The organism is Halomonas sp. MMSF_3323, assembly GCF_030733595.1.
Lineage (GTDB): Bacteria > Pseudomonadota > Gammaproteobacteria > Pseudomonadales > Halomonadaceae > Halomonas > Halomonas litopenaei.
Map to the genome: position 1 here is coordinate 45,215 of NZ_JASHIT010000003.1, position 17,854 is coordinate 63,068.

A 17,854-nucleotide genomic window follows, 5' to 3' on the forward strand; every position below is an offset into this window, starting at 1 on the left:
GTGAGCTGCGCCGTAACGCCACCTCCGGTGGCTACGATCCCGAGTAGGCCCAGGCCGCCAGTGATCGCCGTACCGCTTGGAAGTTGACGAAGCGCTTGCCGAGCATGATCACAGCCGTTGTCGGCCGGTTGCGTGAAGAGTGGAGCCCACAGCAGATCAGCGGCTTCATCGCGCCTCTGGCGGGCGTAGGCGTCAGTCATCAGTGGATCTATTCCTTGATCTGGGACGACAAGGCACTGAGCGGCGATCTCTGGCGCCATCTCCGTCAGCCGAAGCGTCGCAACAACCACCGCGCCCAGGCCAAAAGCGCTGGGCTGGGCAAGATCCCTAACCGGGTAGGCATCGAATACCGACCGGCGGAGATCGATGAGCGGCGCGTCATCGGTCACTGGGAGGGCGACACCGTGATCCAGGGGCACAAGCAATCAGGCCTGGTCACGCTATTCGAGCGGCGTATAGCGGATACCTGCTGGCGGCAAGGCTGCCCAGGATCTCGGCGGAGCTAACAAAAGAGGCCATGATCCGCCTGTTGAAGCCGCGTCGGGGCGCTGTCCAGACCATCACACTGGACAATGGCTCTGAATTCGCCGACCACGAGGCCGTGGCCAAGGTGGTGACGGCAGCGACGTACTTCTGTGATCCCTACTGCTCCGGGCAGCGTGGGACCAACGAGAACACGAATGGTCTGATACGGCAGTACTTTCCCAGGGGAACGGACTTCCGCTAGGTCACCGATGCCGAGTTGCGCAAGATGGTCAAGAAACCGAATGACCGACCGCGAAAACGACTCGGCTATCGGACACCGGCACAGGTGTTTCTGGGGAGAATACTCAGGAGCCCTGGATACCGCAGGTGCTGCGCTTATTTCTTGACTTCAGGGCCGACAAGAGGTAGCGGTATTGCTAAAGGGATTGTACCGCTAACCAAATTGACGTAAGACGCAGCATCGCCACAATTCCATTTATTCACCAGGCAGCCACATCCGAAATCGTCGGGCCCAATACATCGGCATCTAGTAATGATGGGTACTATTATAAAAATAGCGACAGAATGCAGATTTTATTATAAACTACGCCGGTAACCCAAGGTCCACTTTACCGTGAATAGTGCCCGTGCCGAAATTTTCCGACACCGCAGCCTCATTCATCACTCAGATGAATGAGCAGGGCTAACGACGGAGTGCTTCACAATATTTAGAAAAAGAATAAGAAAGATCACCAACAAGAATAGTGGCCCAGTTACCGCAGCATGTAACGCCGCATACCAAAACAGAACAATAGCAAAATGAGCCTTAAACAAAAGAAAGCTATAAATTGCATTGCGATGTCTTATATGATGCACCAAAAGAGCTTGCATAGCCCCGTTAAGCATAGATATAAGCACATGTAACACGAGAGCCAAGGGAAGGCCAAAGGTTAATACGGGAAGAGCAGGAAGAAAGCCAGAAAGCCCCGACCCACTTATTTTATAATGTTCGTACGTAGCGGGTGGCAAGTATCTTTCTGATATATAATCTCGACCTGTTTCATACTGACAGCCGAAAAAACACGTAATTGGAGAACTTGGCAGCCATGGAACTTCTAGCACATCAATTACACTCCAATTTAATTGACTCTGCAATGCCACTCTAATCAGTATGAAGGTTGCATCACGCCCGATGTGAAAATAGCTTAAAACTACCAAGGCGACAACAACCACCATAACTAAAACCAAAAAGAAGATAACTTTGAAACTTATACGAAAATTTGCATTATGTGCCGCAACAAAAAATAGAAAAATAGAAAAATAGATTATTAACGAAGAAAACTTTTGTCCTACAACGATCACTGTGCCAAAGAGATAAAAAACCACCACAAGTAGTGAAAAAATATTTTTATATACCCCCCCTACCCTCGACCACCATAGAGCAATAGAAAAGAAGAACGTCTGCACTAATAGAGATGGAATAAAACTCAGATTACCAGGTACAATGTAATTCCAGAAAGTCGATCGCTCAATCCCCAATATCAAAGGGCCAGAATATTTAAAAAATACATAACAAATCAAAAAAACAACAAAGCAAACTATCGAAACCATCAAACCAAATTCCAACCTACCCTCTAACAGCGGTACAGATGAACATCTAAAAGTCTTGGAGGTCTTACTATACACGAGTCGAGAAGCTTCAAGACCTGATATAAAAAAAACAGCTATCATCCAAAAAACGCCATTGGCACTTCCGGATTTATTGATTTCAAGCATCTCTGCGCCATTAGAAATAAATATAGCACTAACGAGAACACCAATAAAATAATATATCTGATAAGAATATGAAAAAGCATGCTCTCGAAATCGATAGACCTCCCTTAACAAATAACCAAAGATAACAATAAGCATAATAACCGGGAAATCCGTATTGTAAACCCCTGCCATTCGCTCTATGATAAACATAAGCATGCAAACAACAATCAACAACGCTCCCAGCGACATCATCACAACCCCACATTCTTATAAAAACATTATAACACAATACAATATGTGTTGTGTCTCAGATGTTCAGTTGACGAAAAGAAGCTACCTGTAGTGTCTCGGAGGTTCAATTGACCAAAAGGAGCTATCCCTTGATAGCCGCCCGAGGGCTTCTCCGTCAATTCATCCAGGAGCATTGCCGTGGACATCAGGCTTCATAAGCGAGCCAGTAAAACCCCGAAGATCCGCGCTGAGATCCAGGCAGCTCCCGCTCACATTACCGATACGGCGCTGGCGGAGCGCTTTGGTGTCAGTGACATGACGATACGTCGGTGGCGGCACCGCGATGATGTCTATGATCGCCCCCACACACTTCACAGCCTCAAGGCAACGCTCAACCACGCGAAGGAAGAGGTGCTGATTGCGGCACGCGAATTCCTTTGTCTCGGGCTCGACGACCTGCTCGTCGTCGCCCGGGAGTTCTTGCACCCCACGCTATCCAGAACGACGCTACACCGGATGTTGAAACGCCGCCAGGTGCCTACCTTGGCCCAATTGGCTAAGAGGGACCAAGAGAGCAAGAAAAAAACTCTAAGCCCTTTCGAGACTACGAACCGGGCTACCTCCATATCGATATCAAGTATCTACCGCAGATACGCAGCGCCTCTATCTGTACGTTGCCATCGACCGTGCTACGCGCTGGGTCTATCTGGAGCTGCGCTCCAGCCAGGCGACAAGCGATGCTGAAGCGTTTTTTTTCACCGGGTCGTTGAGCAGGCCCCCTCCAAGGTCCAAAAGCTGCTGACGGACAATGGCAAGAACTTCACGGATCGCTTCACCTCTGGTGGAGAGCGCAAGCCCACCGGACAGCTTCCGTTTGACCAGGCATGTGCAGAGCACCACGTGCAGCACCGCCTGATTCGACCGGGCCATCCACAAACGAACGGGATGGCCGAGCGCGTCAATGGCCGTATTAGTGACGTATTGGCGACCCGCCGCTATGTTTCCGGAGAGGATGTGGAAGAGACGTTAAAGCGCTACCACTGGCTGTACAATCACCACATTCCGCAAAAGGCCTTGAAGCACCAGGCCCCGATTGCTGCGATGAAGGACTGGCAGAAAAGGCGTCCTGAGCTATTCACCAAGCGCGTGATTAATCATCCGGAACCTGACATCTAGAGACAGCCAATTGTAAATTTACAAGGGTAAACTACTCTGTATCTCTTTTTTCGGCTTTTCCTCATAAATAAAGTGGAGACATGACAAATAATCACTATGCTCTACTCATACAGAGAATTATCAACCACTTAAGCCCGCAACATTGCTAGGGCTAAAGCTTAGTTCTCTCTTTACCTCTGGGTAGACTTCGTCTAAAAGACGGCGAGCGCCATCTATATCTTGCATAAGATTTAAAGTTCCTTTTAACGTATTGATGTAATATGCACAAATGAACTTTACATTGTACTCGAAAATGTCATCACTATCTTCACTTCCATTTTCGGAGCATAACTCATTTAGCTTAGAATTAAGACCTTCTAGATCATAAACTTTCACAACATTTTTATGTCCTTGGTAAAAAACACTGCCAAATAGCAATACCTTTTTATTCATTAGTAATGATTCATATCCAACTGTACTAGTTAGAGTTGTAACTGCCAGCGATCCTCTTATTAACTTCTTAGTATTTTCCTTATGTGAAAGCAATCTAACATTTGGCAACCGACATAGTTTTTCATAAAAACTCAAACTAGGAAGACCATAAGCGCTCGAGTGATCTTTGACATAAAGCCTCGTTCCTTCCGGCAAGTTAAAAGCTATATTCCTAATAACTTCGTACTCATCTAAATAGCTGCCACTTAATATTGAAGTAGAAGATTCAGGATGATAATGCAGCGGATAGAGGAAATAATTTTCTCCAGGTACTGGAAGCTCATAAAACCTTGAAAGTCTGTTAGCTCTAACTTTCCTTTTACAACTCCTCAGGAACATCTTATAAGACATGGCTAGTGGACTCACTCGCTGAAAGCTTCCTTGACCATCAACCGCCAAACTCTTTATTGAAAAAATCAATTTTCTAAACTTTTCAGAATTTAAATACTTTTTAGCAATTGAGATATTATTCAGATTATTAAACCTCATGTAGTCAGGAACAACTTCATCAATACCAAGAATATAATCACCGGCCCACTTGCGAAGCCAATCGGGAGCTTCAACCTCTCCTTTATTTATTTTATCGAAAGTCGCATCCACTTTCTTATGCTCGTCAAAAGGATTTTCTGTAAACCAGAAACGTCCCGGGAGACGACTAGGAGTAAATCCTTTATAGCGAACATTATATTTAGCACACACAAACCAACAAAAATACGCGAAAGTATTTGAAATATTCTCATAGAAGACCAAATCTATATTTTCTTCTTCGACGATGCGTGAGAAAAATTCAAGCAACGCGCACTTTAGATCATCAAAGTATTCATTACTTTTCCTTCCACCTAACTTATAAACTTGTGAACGTTCAAAATCAGACAGCAAAGCGAAGTTAAGATTAAAATCAGAGAATTTCCTTAAAACTCTGACATCACAGTTCCGTTCTCTAAAAGCTTCGGAAAACACGTAGTAAGGAAAACCAGTTTGCGCTATACAATTCTCAACCAATGAATATTTGCAATCAACAGCAAATACTATTTTGTGTCCTTCTTCGGACAGCCTTTTTGCCAATTCATTAAAAAAATTATAGTACTTCGGAGCACCGTTAGACAATATAAGAATATTCATTTACATCCCATATAAAGTTTTGCAAACAGGGGCTGTCTCAAACTACAAGATCACTAGTATTGGAGGGCCAGTGATCCGGACCCAGGCTTCTGGAGAAATTACGTGCCTACCTGCTCTTCAACAACTAAAGTTGTCCCCTGTCTATGAAACTACTCCAGTCAAGTGCTTATTTGAAGCTAATGGCGTACTTTGTTCCGTACATGGCGCACACTCGGTTAAACTCGTCACACAGTTGTGTCAAATGAGACGTACGCGCTGGCTAAGAGTCAAGTAAGCTGCATTCTCCGTGAAAAACTTAGATCATACTCAAACCCAGCAAATAGACTGATACGTACAACAGATGCAAACGATGCGACATTCACTCAATGGCCTTCTAGCTAAAGTCTTTGACGCGATGTACACTGGTATTGTCAAGCACAAAGACGGCGAAAGTGTCCGGAGGGCCCCAAGCCGCAAAGTGACCGCACAGTTCGATGTCTGCCTCGGTGGTACTTCTAGTAAGTAGTTTCCCGTCACGACTGAGAAATCTCAGTACATTGATCCAGTGGCTAAAGGAATACGACATCGAAGGCAGTTGTAAAAAACCGATTCATCAAAGTATTCAAACCCAGTTTCGGATCGTTGCTCCCACCACCGGGGTACCTTTTAGCAGCTCCAAATGAGGCGCAATTCTGTTTTGTCACGCCGAATCATCAAAGAATATCGAATGCGTTCAACGTTTAGGCTTCTCATTTTAACGCTCGGCGAAGGGTCACCGAGTTGATCGGCTTACCGGTCTCTTGAAAGCGACCCTGCTGGGATCGAATCTGAAAAGGCTGATCGGCGACCATCTTCCGTAGTCCTTGGTGATCGTGCTCACCCGGGATAGGCGTACGACCAGTCCGGAGCTTGCCGATGAGGAGTTATAGTGATACCTGATGTACAGGAGAAAAGTGAGTGGGTGGTGTATCCTGCTTATTGATCTCGCCAGATCACTATCAACACGGAATATAGATAAGCCATGACCAATTAGACCCTCGAAACTCTTTCATAACCGGAGCTCCTGGCCGCAGGTCCACTTCTCTATTCCTGCGCCAAGGCCGTCGAAACCGAGTTGTCGACATTCTTGGCGCAGTATGCCGAGCACCGCTTTGACGATGTCCGCTAAATTATCGTCGGCACGGATACCTAGCCGAGCCTACATTGCATACTTGCGCCGGAGATGACAGAGCGCAGGTGCTGAATATGAACGACCAAAGAGGTGGAGACCTCAGTTTCACGCGAAGTCCCAATGATCGCATAAATCAGATCAGTCTCCACTTTTCTTCTGGGCGAGATAAACCTACTATCGGACGACCCACAGCGACGAATCTTTCGACTGATCGTCGGCGGAGACGGCTCAAACAGAGAAGCCATCTCACTCATACTCAAGCCTTGCACCTAGCAGTCTTGGATTGCTGCCGTTCTTCGATGCAGGGTTAAAAATATGACATGGAAACAACACCTTACCGATTCAGTCAGGTGTTGCTCTCGGCAACTTTCGGCCAAGTTGTTGCTACTAGCCAGATATATCACGCAGGAGGACCGGAGTGTTTTTACTTACACTCCTCGACAACTCCCTCCCTATCAATTTCATTAGATTTTTGGGAGCTGCACCGTAGCCTGGCCGTACACTTTTCACCGAATCTTCAGTAATAACATCACCCGCCTTCATATCTTTAACGAAATACAGCGACCGTCGAAATTTTACATTCCCCTGCTCACTTGACTTCCGCCCATAGTCAACCTTTCCGAGCGCCCGCCAAGCAACCTTAGTATCGCGACAAAGGGCCGCAAGCTCAGTCGGCTCTAGTGAAAAGCTGTCATCGGGCCCTCCGCCATTTCGATCTAATGTAAAATGCTTTTCAATCAAATTAGCACCGAGTGCTACACTGGCAATAGCAGTGGTGTTGTCGAGAGTATGATCGGAAAGCCCTGTAACTAGCCCAAACCGCTCCATCATATCGGGAATAGTGCGTAGATTATAGTCTTCGGATGGGGCCGGATAGCCACTTACACACTGGAGAATAGCCAACTGTTGGCACCCGGCACCGCGGGCTGCATCAACTGCCTCCTGGATTTCGTCGCAGTCAGCCATCCCAGTAGATATAATCATTGGCTTGCCTGTTCTGGCTACATACTCGATCAGTGGCAGGTCAACGGCCTCGAAAGATGCAATCTTGTAAGCTGGCGCGCCCAAGTCTTCAAGCAAGTCAACAGCGGTGGTGTCGAAAGGGGAACTAAATATGGTAATCCCAAGTTCCCGCGCACGCTCGAACAGAGTCCGGTGCCATTCCCAAGGCGTGTGAGCCCATTCATAGAGCTCATAGAGGGTACGCCCCTTCCAGAGTCCATCGGTAATCTGAAAATCCGGTAAGTCGCTATTAAGCGTAATGGTATCTGGCCGGTAGGTCTGCAACTTAATGGCATCAGCACCTGAACGCTTAGCCTCTTCAATGATCTTGAGTGCTGTGTCAATACTGCCATTATGGTTAGCCGACAACTCGGCAATGATATACGGAGGCTGCGCCGGTCCGATTTCTCGGCCATCGATATTAATCGTCGTCATGAGATGTTACCTTTTTAAGTTCAATAGAGTATGTATGGCCGTGTAAGCGAAAGAAAGCTGGATAGCGCTGCGGATCCATGAGACGTATGGTTGGAAATAACTCACACAGAGATTTTGTAGGGTCGACTTCACTATCCGCTGGCGTACGTCTACGATAGTACGTTGGCGTCTTGGTGGCTGGCTGGGGCTCCGGCTTGGCCCCAGCCCCGATAAGAGTCAGACCCTCGTCCATCAATTCCAGTTCTGTATCGAAAAGCAAACGATGAATTTCATCGTGCAAGGCATGCGCAGGCACCGGAAAAGTCCGCTTAGCCCAGATGGCCCCCGTGTCCACGCCATCCTCGGCCTCAAGCAGGCTTACCGTGATAGATGCGGCGCCTTCAAGCAGACTCCAGATATACGGACTCCACCCGCGGCCGTAGGGTAGGTCGCTGGCATGTAACACCAATGTATTCAAATAGTGGGCACGAGTAGCGGCATCGATAATTTGACTACAGGAGACGAGAAACAAAACATCCCCTCCTGGTAATTCATCCTTGGTGCGGCACAACGTAATCGAGTGCCTGCCTTGATGGTGTGCCCGCCATCTTTCCAACCACGCGTTAACAGGGTGCTCAGGACTAGAACATAACAACGTGATCTGCATGGATCATCCGCCACTCAATAAATAATTAACTATTGACCAAACGCCTTGTCCCTCAGTAAGACTGGCCGCGCGCTCTGTCATAACACGAAGCTGAAGTCGATTGGCACCTACTTCCGCCACTACACGCTCAAGCCGATTCTCCCAATTAGAACTTTCAATACTTCCAATATTTATCGCAGCCTGAGCCGCATGCAGATGCTGTGCAATCGCTGTTTGATTATCAGCCAGGACCAGCATCACAGTGGGCAGTCCTAGACAACAGCGTTCCCAAGAGGTACTACCCGCCGCTCCGATAGCCAGATCAGACTCGGCCATACGTCGGGCCATGTCGTCAACGTCAACCACAACCTTTGTTGGATTCGGCATTTTTTGTGCCTGGTGGCGTACGGCGTCAAGCCAAGGTGCGGTAGACCCCATTACCACGGTAATTTCAAGATCGCTTGGCAATCTGCAACGGTTTAACACACATAAAACTTGACTTGTGATATTATCAGTGTCAACTCCGCCCATTGTGATCAGTAGGCGCTGAAGCCGCATATTTTGGCGACGTGCCAAGCTTGCGTTACGCCATTCCGAAAATTCAGGCCGCAACAAGGCGTGGGTGGGCCCTACTAGCACACGACAAGACTCTTGTACCAAGTCGGCATAATCCGTGGCATAGCGCCCTAGATTCTGATCGAGCAACATTTCTGCACAATGCGATCGGTCTGCCAGATCATCAATAACCATTACTCGGCAGCCTGCGGGACTGACAATCTCTTCCCAACTCGCTTCGAGTGCATAGTGGTCCACAACCAACCAATCCGGTCGCAGGCAGGCCAACACCCTGGAGCTTTGCTCGGCATCGACCTCCCACGGCACGCCAAGCCAACCCGCATGCGCGGGAACAGTCGCTCCATCAGTGCCGCAGCGTTTCCCTTGAACAAGCGCCTCATACAAAGGTAATTGGTGCACTGTGTGGCCATGAGACTCGATCCGCTCAATCAAGTGGCCGTCATGCGGACGACATAGAAAGTGACAGACAGCCCCTTGGTAGGAGAGTGTATCCGCCAAGGTCAAACAGCGCATCACATGGCCCGTACCAATCTGGCGCGAGGCATCAGCGCGAAAAGCAATTAGTGGCCCTGTCTGTAGAGTTACTGTCATGCCTCCTCCGCCAACATTGCGCGGAATAGCCACTCAGCACGATCCCAGTCTTCCGGGGTATCGATATCTTGTACACGATGTCTCGGCAGAAGCAACGGCCGAGCCCTTTCAGAGAAGATCGGAGTGCCAGCGCACCATGCAGCTGCACGGCCCCAGTAAAACTGGCCAGCGTCGTGGTACGCCTCCTCCAAGTCCTGAGAACGTGAGTGGAAATGTTCTGGCTGGAACATAGCCACATAGCCATCCTCATCTATTCTCAACGCGCGCTGAACCGGAAAGGCGTAACTGGTTACAGAGAAGACATAGTCGGCGTCTTCTTTTTTTAGTGCCATGAACCCCCTACGCAGGTCCCTTACTCTCACAAACGGCGCAGTGGCGTAAAGGCAACACACAGCCTCTGGCCTCACTCCTTCCTCTTCGCCCAACCATTCAATTGCATGAGCGATGACTGGGATAGTGCCACTGTGATCATCGGAGAGAGCCGCAGGCCGCCGAAATGGGGTTTCAGCACCACAGTCTACGGCCACTTCTGCAATCTCATCGTCATCAGTGGAAACAATCACCCGATCGAAGCATCCGCTCTTGAGAGCAGCCTCAATTGACCAGGCAATCATAGGCTTTCCTGCGAACTCACGTATGTTCTTTCGCGGAATACGTTTGCTGCCGCCACGAGCGGGAAGTACCGCTATGCACTGCGTCATATCACTCAAGCCTCCTCAAGGGCCCGCCGCAAAGCCTCGACCACCTCATCCTGCTGGGCTTCTGTCATCGTCGGGTACAGGGGCAAACTAATGGCTTCAGCGTAATAGCGCTCAGCTTCCGGAAAGTCACCTGACTTAAAGCCTAGTCCCTGATAGTAGGGCTGGGTGTGCACCGGGATATAGTGGATATTAACCCCTATATTCAGCGCCCGCATCGTCTCAAAAACCTGCCGTTGACTCTTGTTGATCGACGCGAGATCGAGTCGGATGACATAGAGATGGCGCCCAGAATAGCTGTCAGGGTGCTGCCAAGGGGTGGTCAGAGGCAGTGAAGAAAGCAATCGGTCATAACGAACCGCTAGTGAATGCCGTGCCGCCACATAGGAATCCAGTCGCTCTAACTGCGTCACTCCTAGAGCCGCCTGTAATTCCGTCATCCTATAGTTAAAGCCTAAGTCGACTTGCTGATAGTACCAAGGACCATCGGCTTCATGCGTCATCAGTTTAGGATCACGGGTCACCCCATGGCTACGCAGAAGGCTCATTCGCTCCGCAAGTTTTTCATTATTCGTCAGAGCCATCCCACCTTCAGCAGTAGTGATAATCTTGACTGGGTGAAAACTGAACACAGTAATATCGCTGTAGTTGCAGTTTCCTATTGCCTCGTCTTTATACCGGCCACCAACGGCATGCGATGCATCTTCAACCACCTTGAACCCATATCTTTGGCTCAGGCTATAGATAGCTTTCATGTCACATGGCTGTCCGCACAAATGAACAGCCACTACGACTTTCGGAAGGCAGCCGGCAAGCTCTGCTTTTTGCAGTTTTTTTTCTAGAGCCACTGGACAAATATTATATGTCTTAGGATCAATATCTACAAAATCCACCCTAGCGTTACAATATAAACCACAATTTGCCGATGCGACAAAAGTGATCGGCGAAGTCCAAAGCCAATCGCCTTCTCCCAGCCCCAACGACATACATGCAATATGCAAGGCAGAGGTAGCACTATTTACAGCCAAGGCATAGCGGGCACCAACCTTTTCCGAGAGAAAATTCTCGAACTTTGGGACCATAGGCCCCTGAGTCAAGAAATCTGACTGCAGTACTTCGCACACTGCATCTATATCATCCTGCCGGATATCCTGGCGCCCGTACGGTATCATCAAATTGCTCCGATTTTTTCCCAATTATTGTTAATCCAAGACTGAAGCTCTTCCTCAGCCATCCACTCTTTATTATTATCACTTGCATACACGAATCCCTCAGGGACACGCTTCCCATCTTTTATACGGTTAGCATCCTTGTCCCAGCTATTAATGGCCGGAAGAATTTTATAATGCTCGGGATACTCATATGTATAATAAGCATCCTCCGCACCAATCATTTGTTCATGCAATTTCTCCCCAGGCCGAATACCCACCACTTTTTGCTTGGCACCCGGGGCAACAACTCGCGCTAGATCGGTAACTCTCATTGACGGAATTTTTTTCACATAGATTTCACCACCTTCCATATCATCAAACGCGTGCCAGACCAGCTCCACGCCCTGTTCGAGCGAAATCATAAACCTAGTCATGCGCTCGTCGGTGATCGGCAACTCCCCCTTATCCCTAATCGACATAAAGAATGGAATCACAGATCCCCGCGAACCCATTACGTTCCCGTACCTGACTACTGCAAAGCGGGTACTATGTCCACCAGCATATGAATTTCCGGCCACAAACAATTTATCTGACGTTAGTTTAGTCGCACCATAGAGGTTAATTGGGCTACTTGCCTTATCTGTAGATAGTGCCACCACCTTTTTCACGCCCTTATCGATACAGGCATCAATCAGGTTCATTGCCCCTTGGACATTTGTTTTCACACATTCAAATGGGTTATACTCAGCCGTGGGTACAATCTTGGTCGCGGCAGCATGCACTACATAGTCAACACCATCTAGTGCACGATAAATACGATCTCTATCTCGCACATCCCCAATAAAGAAACGCACCCTTGGGTCACCTTCGAATTTCTTGGCCATCTCCCATTGTTTCATCTCATCACGAGAAAAGATAATCACGCGCTTGGGGTTATAGCGTTCAAGAAGCATCGGAATAAAGGTGTGCCCGAAAGATCCAGTCCCACCGGTTACCAAAACTGAAGAATTATGAAACATTTTAATCACTCGCCTAAATTAAAGAGAATAAAGTAATTTTATTATCCATCTGTGTATTCTATAAAATTTCTACCCTTCACACTCCATTCCTGTTTTTCCCTAAATTTAATGTATGCAATAGTTTTACCAACCACCATTGCAAAAAAAGTTCCACATAGCGCTAACGGAACACCATAAACGGGCATAAATACTGTAAAAAAAGCCGAAATCAACAAAAACAAAACGAAAGACAACAAATGAATTTTTATAATAACCGCATCTTGCGACATCGCATACAATCCGTAATGAGGAACCATGCTTATAGCGTATATAAATATCGCGCCAAGCATTACATACAATATGCCAACATTCTCAATATATATATCTTTACCTATTAACATTAACACAGGATGAATTAAAGCCGCAGCCAATACACTCAACAAAAAAGATATAACACTAGTTTGTATTAGCAGGATTCTCATACCGTTTGAAAACGCATCACAATCTTTTTCCTTACAAAAAACAATTAATTTAGGATATGAAAAGACAAACACTCCAGCGTCGAGAAACGCTGTTACAGTACTTGCCACACCTGCAAAAAGCACATAGGAAGCTAAGACGTTTTCTCCTGCAGTGATCTCTATCCAGTACCGATCAAATGTAAACATCCCTCTAACCGCCAAGGTCGCTAAGAGAAATGGAAAAGCAATTTTAAGTCCCCTCTTCACCCAACGCCAATCAACTGGTTGTTTTAAGCAATTTCGATCGAGTTTATATATTACTAGAAAACCTACGAAACATGCGATAGTCGCGCCGACCACCCAGGCGGACAACACGAACTCTAACGATCGGCTAGATGGAAACTTCCAGAAACACAGTGCAACAATTAATGCCCATAACCCTCCCCTAAGAAAATGCACGCAGCTAGCGTAGAGCTGGCGAGACATTGCTACCAACAACCTGTTTAGCTCTTGGCCCAAGTGCTCTAAAACCACTAGAAAGAAAAACCATGGCGCTGTCGTCCAAGGCAACAAATCCAGAACAAATACAACAAACAATAAAGGTAAAACAATTGCATAGGTAACAATGAAAAACATCCCTTGATCACGTAGGAGCCTTGCCCAGTGAAGATGGCTCGCACCGAGAAGCTCTCTAGTACTGTAAACATAAAAATCAAACCCTAGTCCATATATGCAGTAGCCAACTGTTGCGACTAACAGTCCATATAGCGCTACATCTTTTGGTTCAAGAAAATACGCCAACAAAAATAGTAGTGCGAATTTAGAAATCAGCGCACTTCCACGAAGAGCAATACTTAACATGCGATCCATATTAAAAGTGCCAGCCCCAATAAAGTAAACATGCAATTTAAAACAAGACAATTAGCATTGATAATTCCGATCTACATACGATTTTATACGCACGAATAACTTTTTTTGATCTTTGTAAAAAGACAGCCTGTCAAAACGATGACGGTCACAGTTGCTGAGTGAAAAACTGTCAATACAGCGATGATGTTGCTTCATGGTACCGCGTCATCGGTTCTCTCACCATTTCAATGGCTACTTGATGTCGAAGCCCTTTCGCGGACGCATGTTCAGCTCAAGCGCGATTTCACTCAATGCTTGCTGGCTATAGAACGATAGGTCCGTTCCCTTGGGAAGATATTGCCGTATGAGCCCATTGATTATTTCGTTGGCACCTCTCAACCACGTACTCTGCGGGTCACAGAAATAGATGGTAACACCGGTATATTGGGGAGTATGCGCATGCTGCGTTATCTCGCATCCCTAGTTATAGTGTCTCAGATGTTCAGTTGACGAAAAGAAGCTATCCTTTGATAGCCGCCCGAGGACTTCTTCGTCACTTCATCCAGGAGCATAGCCGTGGACATCAAGCTTCATAAGCAGGCCACTACAACCCCGAAGATCCGCGCTGAGATCTAGGCGCCTTCCGCTCACATTGCCGACACGGCGCTGGCGGAGCGTTTTGGTGTCAGTGACATGACGATACGTCGTTGGCGGCACCGCGATGATGTCTATGATCGCCCCCACACCCGTCACAACCTCAAGGCAACGCTCAACCACGAGCAGGGAGAGGTGCTGATCGCGGCACGCGAATTCCTTCCTCTCGGGCTGGACGACCTGCTCGTCGTCGCCCGGACTTCTTGCACCCCACGCTATCCAGAGCGGTACTACTCCGGATGTTGAAACGTCGCCAGGCGCCTACCTTGGCCCAATTGGCTCAGAGGGACCAAGAGAGCAAGAAAAAAACGCCCAAGCCCTTTCGAGACTACGAACCGGGCTACCTCCATATCAATATCAAGTATCTACCGCAGATGCCTAATGAGACGCAGCGCCACTATCTGTACGTTGCCATCGACCGTGCTACGCGCTGGGTCTATCTGGAGCTGCGCTCCAGCCAGGCGACAAGCGATGCTGAAGCGTTTTTTTTCACCGGGTCGTTGAGCAGCCCCCCTCCAAGGTCCAAAAGCTGCTGACGGACAATGGCAAGAACTTCACGGATCGCTTCACCTCTGGTGGAGAGCGCAAGCCCACCGGACAGCTTCCGTTTGACCAGGCATGTGCAGAGCACCACGTGCAGCACCGCCTGATTCGACCGGGCCATCCACAAACGAACGGGATGGCCGAGCGCGTCAATGGCCGTATTAGTGACGTATTGGCGACCCGCCGCTATGTTTCCGGAGAGGATGTGGAAGAGACGTTAAAGCGCTACCACTGGCTGTACAATCACCACATTCCGCAAAAGGCCTTGAAGCACCAGGCCCCGATTGCTGCGATGAAGGACTGGCAGAAAAGGCGCCCAGAGCAATTCACTAAGAAAGTCATTAGTCATCCGGAACCTGAGATCGAGCCACTGCTTGCGAGTCGATTTTCCTTGCCGCAAGCAGTGGATCAGCTCTTTTAGTAGCTCTCAGACGGGCAATGCATAGAAAGCACTGTAGATCCTTTCACCGCAGACGTAGGGGACTCGGAGTTCAGGGATGCATATGCCTGAGCTTGCTGCTGATCTGCTCGGGTGAACAAGCTCCGATGCAGCATGTGCTGAATCAAGGCCAACCTACGGCTTACTGGAAGCGACTTGCGCCTTGGCCGACAGACGGCTCGGCGGGCCGAGCGGCGCTGTTGCGCGTTTGGCAAAAGATATCGGCTATCATCCTTTTCATTGCGGCGCACCTCTCAACTGTTCGTCGATGGAGACCGCTCGAGTAGAGCCGCCACCTGCCTGATGTTCAAGCCTTACGCAGAGCTAATCCGGATCGTCGCACGTTCTTCCATGTAGATGCCATGGTGACAAAAATTACCGATCCAGTCAGGTGTTGCGCTCAAAATTCACTGCTAAGTTCAACATTCGCAACATGTCTTTGGAGGGCCGTTTTCAACTTACTTTGGCTATTGCAAGTCCCATGAACTAGTCGTACATTATCGACTTTCTGACCAGGCTGTGAAACAAATTCGATCAAGCTCTCCTGATCAGCATGCGCTGAAAATCCCGAAACACTCTTGACGTAGGCATTCACCGCCATGCGCTCTCCGTCGACAACGACTTCGCTTCCACTTTTAGCTCGCTGAACCCGCCTTCCAGTCGTCCCCTCAGCTTGATACCCAACAAACAGAACAGTGTGCCGAGGGTCTGGTAGCAAGCGCTTCAAGTAGTTGATTACCCTGCCCCCGGTAGCCATGCCGCTTGCGGCGATAACGATGGCCCAGGTGTTGGTGGTGGCGAGGTGCTCGACCATGGCGAGGTGGTCATCGTGGCTGTCTACGGTGACGAGGCCATCGAAGCTGAGGGGGTGGCGGCCCTGATCGAGTCGCTCCTTGGCTTCGCTGTCCCACCAGGGCTTGAGGTCTCGGTATACTTCGGTGAAGCGGGCAGCCAGCGGGGAATCGACGATGATCAGGGGGCGCTCGCCTTTTTCTTCTTCCTGTCGCTCGTGTACAAGGGTCTCGATTTCGTAGAGCAGCTCTTGGGTGCGGCCGATGCTGAAGGCTGGAATGACCACGCTACCGCCCTCGCGCTGTGCACGATAAATCATTTCCTTGAGCTGTGCGCGCCGCGTCCTGCGGCCTTCATGCCTTCTATCGCCGTAGGTGCTCTCAAGCACCAGGACGTCTGCCCGCTCCAGCGGTGTGGGATCCGGCAACAGCGGGGTGTCGGGCGGCCCCAGGTCCCCCGAGAAGACGTAGCGATTATCCAGACTCGTGCGCTCGCCCTCAACATCAATTTCGACGTATGCAGAACCGAGTATATGCCCCGCGTTCTGTAGACGCACCTTGACCTTGTAGTGCTCATCGTCTAGCAAGCTTTTCCAAGTGCCATAAGGACTTGGATCAAGATGCATCTCAACGGTATCAAGAAACCGCTCGATTAACCTTCGGTCACGGGTAAAGCCAATTTTAAGCGCGTCCTCGATCACTAGAGGCAGCAGCCGTGCACTCGGTGGGGTACAGATGATGGGGCCCTTGAACCCTGCCGCCATCAGGTAGGGTAGACGACCGATATGGTCGATATGGACATGGGTCACCACCAAAGCGATGACGTCGTCGACCGGAAATTCGATCTGGTGGCGCTCGAAGCTGGACTGGCCCTTGAGGTCTTCTCCCTGAAACAGGCCGCAATCGATCAGGATGGCGTGGTCAGGGGAAATCTGGAGACGGTGACAGCTACCGGTGACGCCTTCGGCGCCACCGTGGTGAAAAATTGAGGGATAGTCCAAGATAAACCTCCTTCAGCCTCACCTCGCTTGACTGCGCTTGCCGACACTCTCACAGCAATCAAACACGTAAATACCGCTGCCGGTGTTTTAGCTACCGAAAGCGCTCTGAACGTCGACGACTTTCGGAACCACCAGATCCACTGAGGCTGTCTGGTACTTGGACGGTGCGGGGTTAGCGTGCAGAACTCCATCCTCCGTATCAGTAGCGGCGGTGTAAGTGACGCTGGTGTCCAGGCAGGCTGACCAGGCGTAGGCATCGGTCAGCTTTTTCTCAACTGCAGCTGTTTCGTCCAGATCGCCACTAATCGCCAAGACGGTTCGAGAAGCAGCTAGCTCCTCCTTGCAGGCGTTTACCGCAGCCCGTTCTTGAAACTTGCTGTACTGCGGTATGGCGATGGCCGATAGCAGCCCGATGATCGCCACCACCACCAACAGCTCGATCAGGGTAAAGCCGTCCTGCCCTGCCGGTGTGATGGTTCCGCTCTTTTCTGAGTTGCTGGTGCTGGCGATGCTGCTGATGCCTTCCATGTCTGTTGCTCCCTGTTGGCTTCTTTACGTATACCTGGCGGCGTTCTGACGGCCCGGTCGTGCGGCGTGGTGAAAATGGCGCTGAGCCAGGCCATCAATTTGGCATCCCCGCCCTACCGGGCTCAGGGCATCTTACGCGGCG

12 protein-coding genes and 5 pseudogenes are annotated in these 17,854 nt (G+C 49.2%); 4 read left to right on the top strand and 13 right to left on the bottom strand.

Annotated elements, in window-relative coordinates:
* Positions 1-65: 65 nt before the first annotated feature.
* A pseudogene (locus RBB39_RS02105) lies at positions 66-506 on the top strand (IS30 family transposase); the annotation flags it as partial.
* Positions 507-517: 11 nt separating this feature from the next.
* The gene (locus RBB39_RS22715; protein WP_371931853.1) at positions 518-727 is read left to right on the top strand and encodes an IS30 family transposase; all 210 of its coding nucleotides are present in this window, start codon (positions 518-520) and stop codon (positions 725-727) included.
* Between the two features lie 419 nt (positions 728-1,146).
* Here the strand turns inward: RBB39_RS22715 and RBB39_RS02110 are convergent, their stop codons facing one another.
* Complete coding sequence (locus RBB39_RS02110; RefSeq protein ID WP_306168713.1) at positions 1,147-2,472, bottom strand: DUF6418 domain-containing protein; 1,326 nt, start codon at positions 2,470-2,472, stop codon at positions 1,147-1,149.
* A 177-nt stretch (positions 2,473-2,649) separates the two neighbouring features.
* On the opposite strand from RBB39_RS02110, the pseudogene RBB39_RS02115 reads away from it, so the two are divergent.
* A pseudogene (locus RBB39_RS02115) lies at positions 2,650-3,627 on the top strand (DDE-type integrase/transposase/recombinase).
* 120 nt (positions 3,628-3,747) lie between these two features.
* Here the strand turns inward: RBB39_RS02115 and RBB39_RS02120 are convergent.
* From RBB39_RS02120 to RBB39_RS02160, 9 genes and pseudogenes are all read right to left on the bottom strand, one after another.
* Positions 3,748-5,220: a hypothetical protein gene (locus RBB39_RS02120; protein ID WP_306168714.1), complete on the bottom strand. Its 1,473-nt coding sequence runs from the start codon at positions 5,218-5,220 to the stop codon at positions 3,748-3,750.
* A 1,537-nt stretch (positions 5,221-6,757) separates the two neighbouring features.
* A complete protein-coding gene (pseI, locus tag RBB39_RS02125) occupies positions 6,758-7,807 on the bottom strand; it encodes a pseudaminic acid synthase (protein ID WP_306168715.1) in 1,050 nt (349 codons plus the stop codon).
* On the bottom strand, positions 7,794-8,453 hold the full coding sequence (locus RBB39_RS02130) for a formyltransferase family protein (protein WP_306168716.1): 660 nt from the start codon (positions 8,451-8,453) through the stop codon (positions 7,794-7,796). Before RBB39_RS02130 ends, pseI begins: the two co-directional genes overlap by 14 nt.
* Before the next feature lie 3 nt (positions 8,454-8,456).
* Positions 8,457-9,599 (bottom strand): UDP-2,4-diacetamido-2,4,6-trideoxy-beta-L-altropyranose hydrolase, encoded by a 1,143-nt coding sequence (gene pseG / locus RBB39_RS02135; RefSeq protein WP_306168717.1) that lies wholly within the window; start codon positions 9,597-9,599, stop codon positions 8,457-8,459.
* Entirely contained in the window at positions 9,596-10,300 is a 705-nt protein-coding gene (pseF, locus tag RBB39_RS02140; protein ID WP_306168744.1) for a pseudaminic acid cytidylyltransferase, read from the bottom strand. Before pseF ends, pseG begins: the two co-directional genes overlap by 4 nt.
* A gap of 5 nt (positions 10,301-10,305) precedes the next feature.
* The gene (gene pseC / locus RBB39_RS02145) at positions 10,306-11,469 is read right to left on the bottom strand and encodes a UDP-4-amino-4,6-dideoxy-N-acetyl-beta-L-altrosamine transaminase (RefSeq protein WP_306168718.1); all 1,164 of its coding nucleotides are present in this window, start codon (positions 11,467-11,469) and stop codon (positions 10,306-10,308) included.
* On the bottom strand, positions 11,469-12,467 hold the full coding sequence (gene pseB / locus RBB39_RS02150; RefSeq protein WP_306168719.1) for a UDP-N-acetylglucosamine 4,6-dehydratase (inverting): 999 nt from the start codon (positions 12,465-12,467) through the stop codon (positions 11,469-11,471). Before pseB ends, pseC begins: the two co-directional genes overlap by 1 nt.
* Positions 12,468-12,508: 41 nt before the next feature.
* Positions 12,509-13,768, bottom strand: a complete 1,260-nt coding sequence (locus RBB39_RS02155; RefSeq protein WP_306168720.1) for a hypothetical protein — start codon at positions 13,766-13,768, stop codon at positions 12,509-12,511.
* A 178-nt stretch (positions 13,769-13,946) separates the two neighbouring features.
* Positions 13,947-14,236: pseudogene (locus RBB39_RS02160) on the bottom strand (IS30 family transposase); the annotation flags it as partial.
* A gap of 96 nt (positions 14,237-14,332) precedes the next feature.
* Here RBB39_RS02160 and RBB39_RS02165 point away from each other — a divergent pair.
* Positions 14,333-15,374 (top strand): annotated as a pseudogene (locus RBB39_RS02165) (DDE-type integrase/transposase/recombinase).
* A gap of 9 nt (positions 15,375-15,383) precedes the next feature.
* Here the strand turns inward: RBB39_RS02165 and RBB39_RS22720 are convergent.
* The 3 genes and pseudogenes from RBB39_RS22720 to RBB39_RS02175 form a co-directional block, all read right to left on the bottom strand.
* A pseudogene (locus tag RBB39_RS22720) lies at positions 15,384-15,745 on the bottom strand (helix-turn-helix domain-containing protein); the annotation flags it as partial.
* Between the two features lie 47 nt (positions 15,746-15,792).
* A complete protein-coding gene (locus RBB39_RS02170; protein WP_306168721.1) occupies positions 15,793-17,184 on the bottom strand; it encodes an MBL fold metallo-hydrolase in 1,392 nt (463 codons plus the stop codon).
* 87 nt (positions 17,185-17,271) lie between these two features.
* Positions 17,272-17,712: a prepilin-type N-terminal cleavage/methylation domain-containing protein gene (locus tag RBB39_RS02175; protein ID WP_306168722.1), complete on the bottom strand. Its 441-nt coding sequence runs from the start codon at positions 17,710-17,712 to the stop codon at positions 17,272-17,274.
* Between the last annotated feature and the right edge of the window lie 142 nt (positions 17,713-17,854).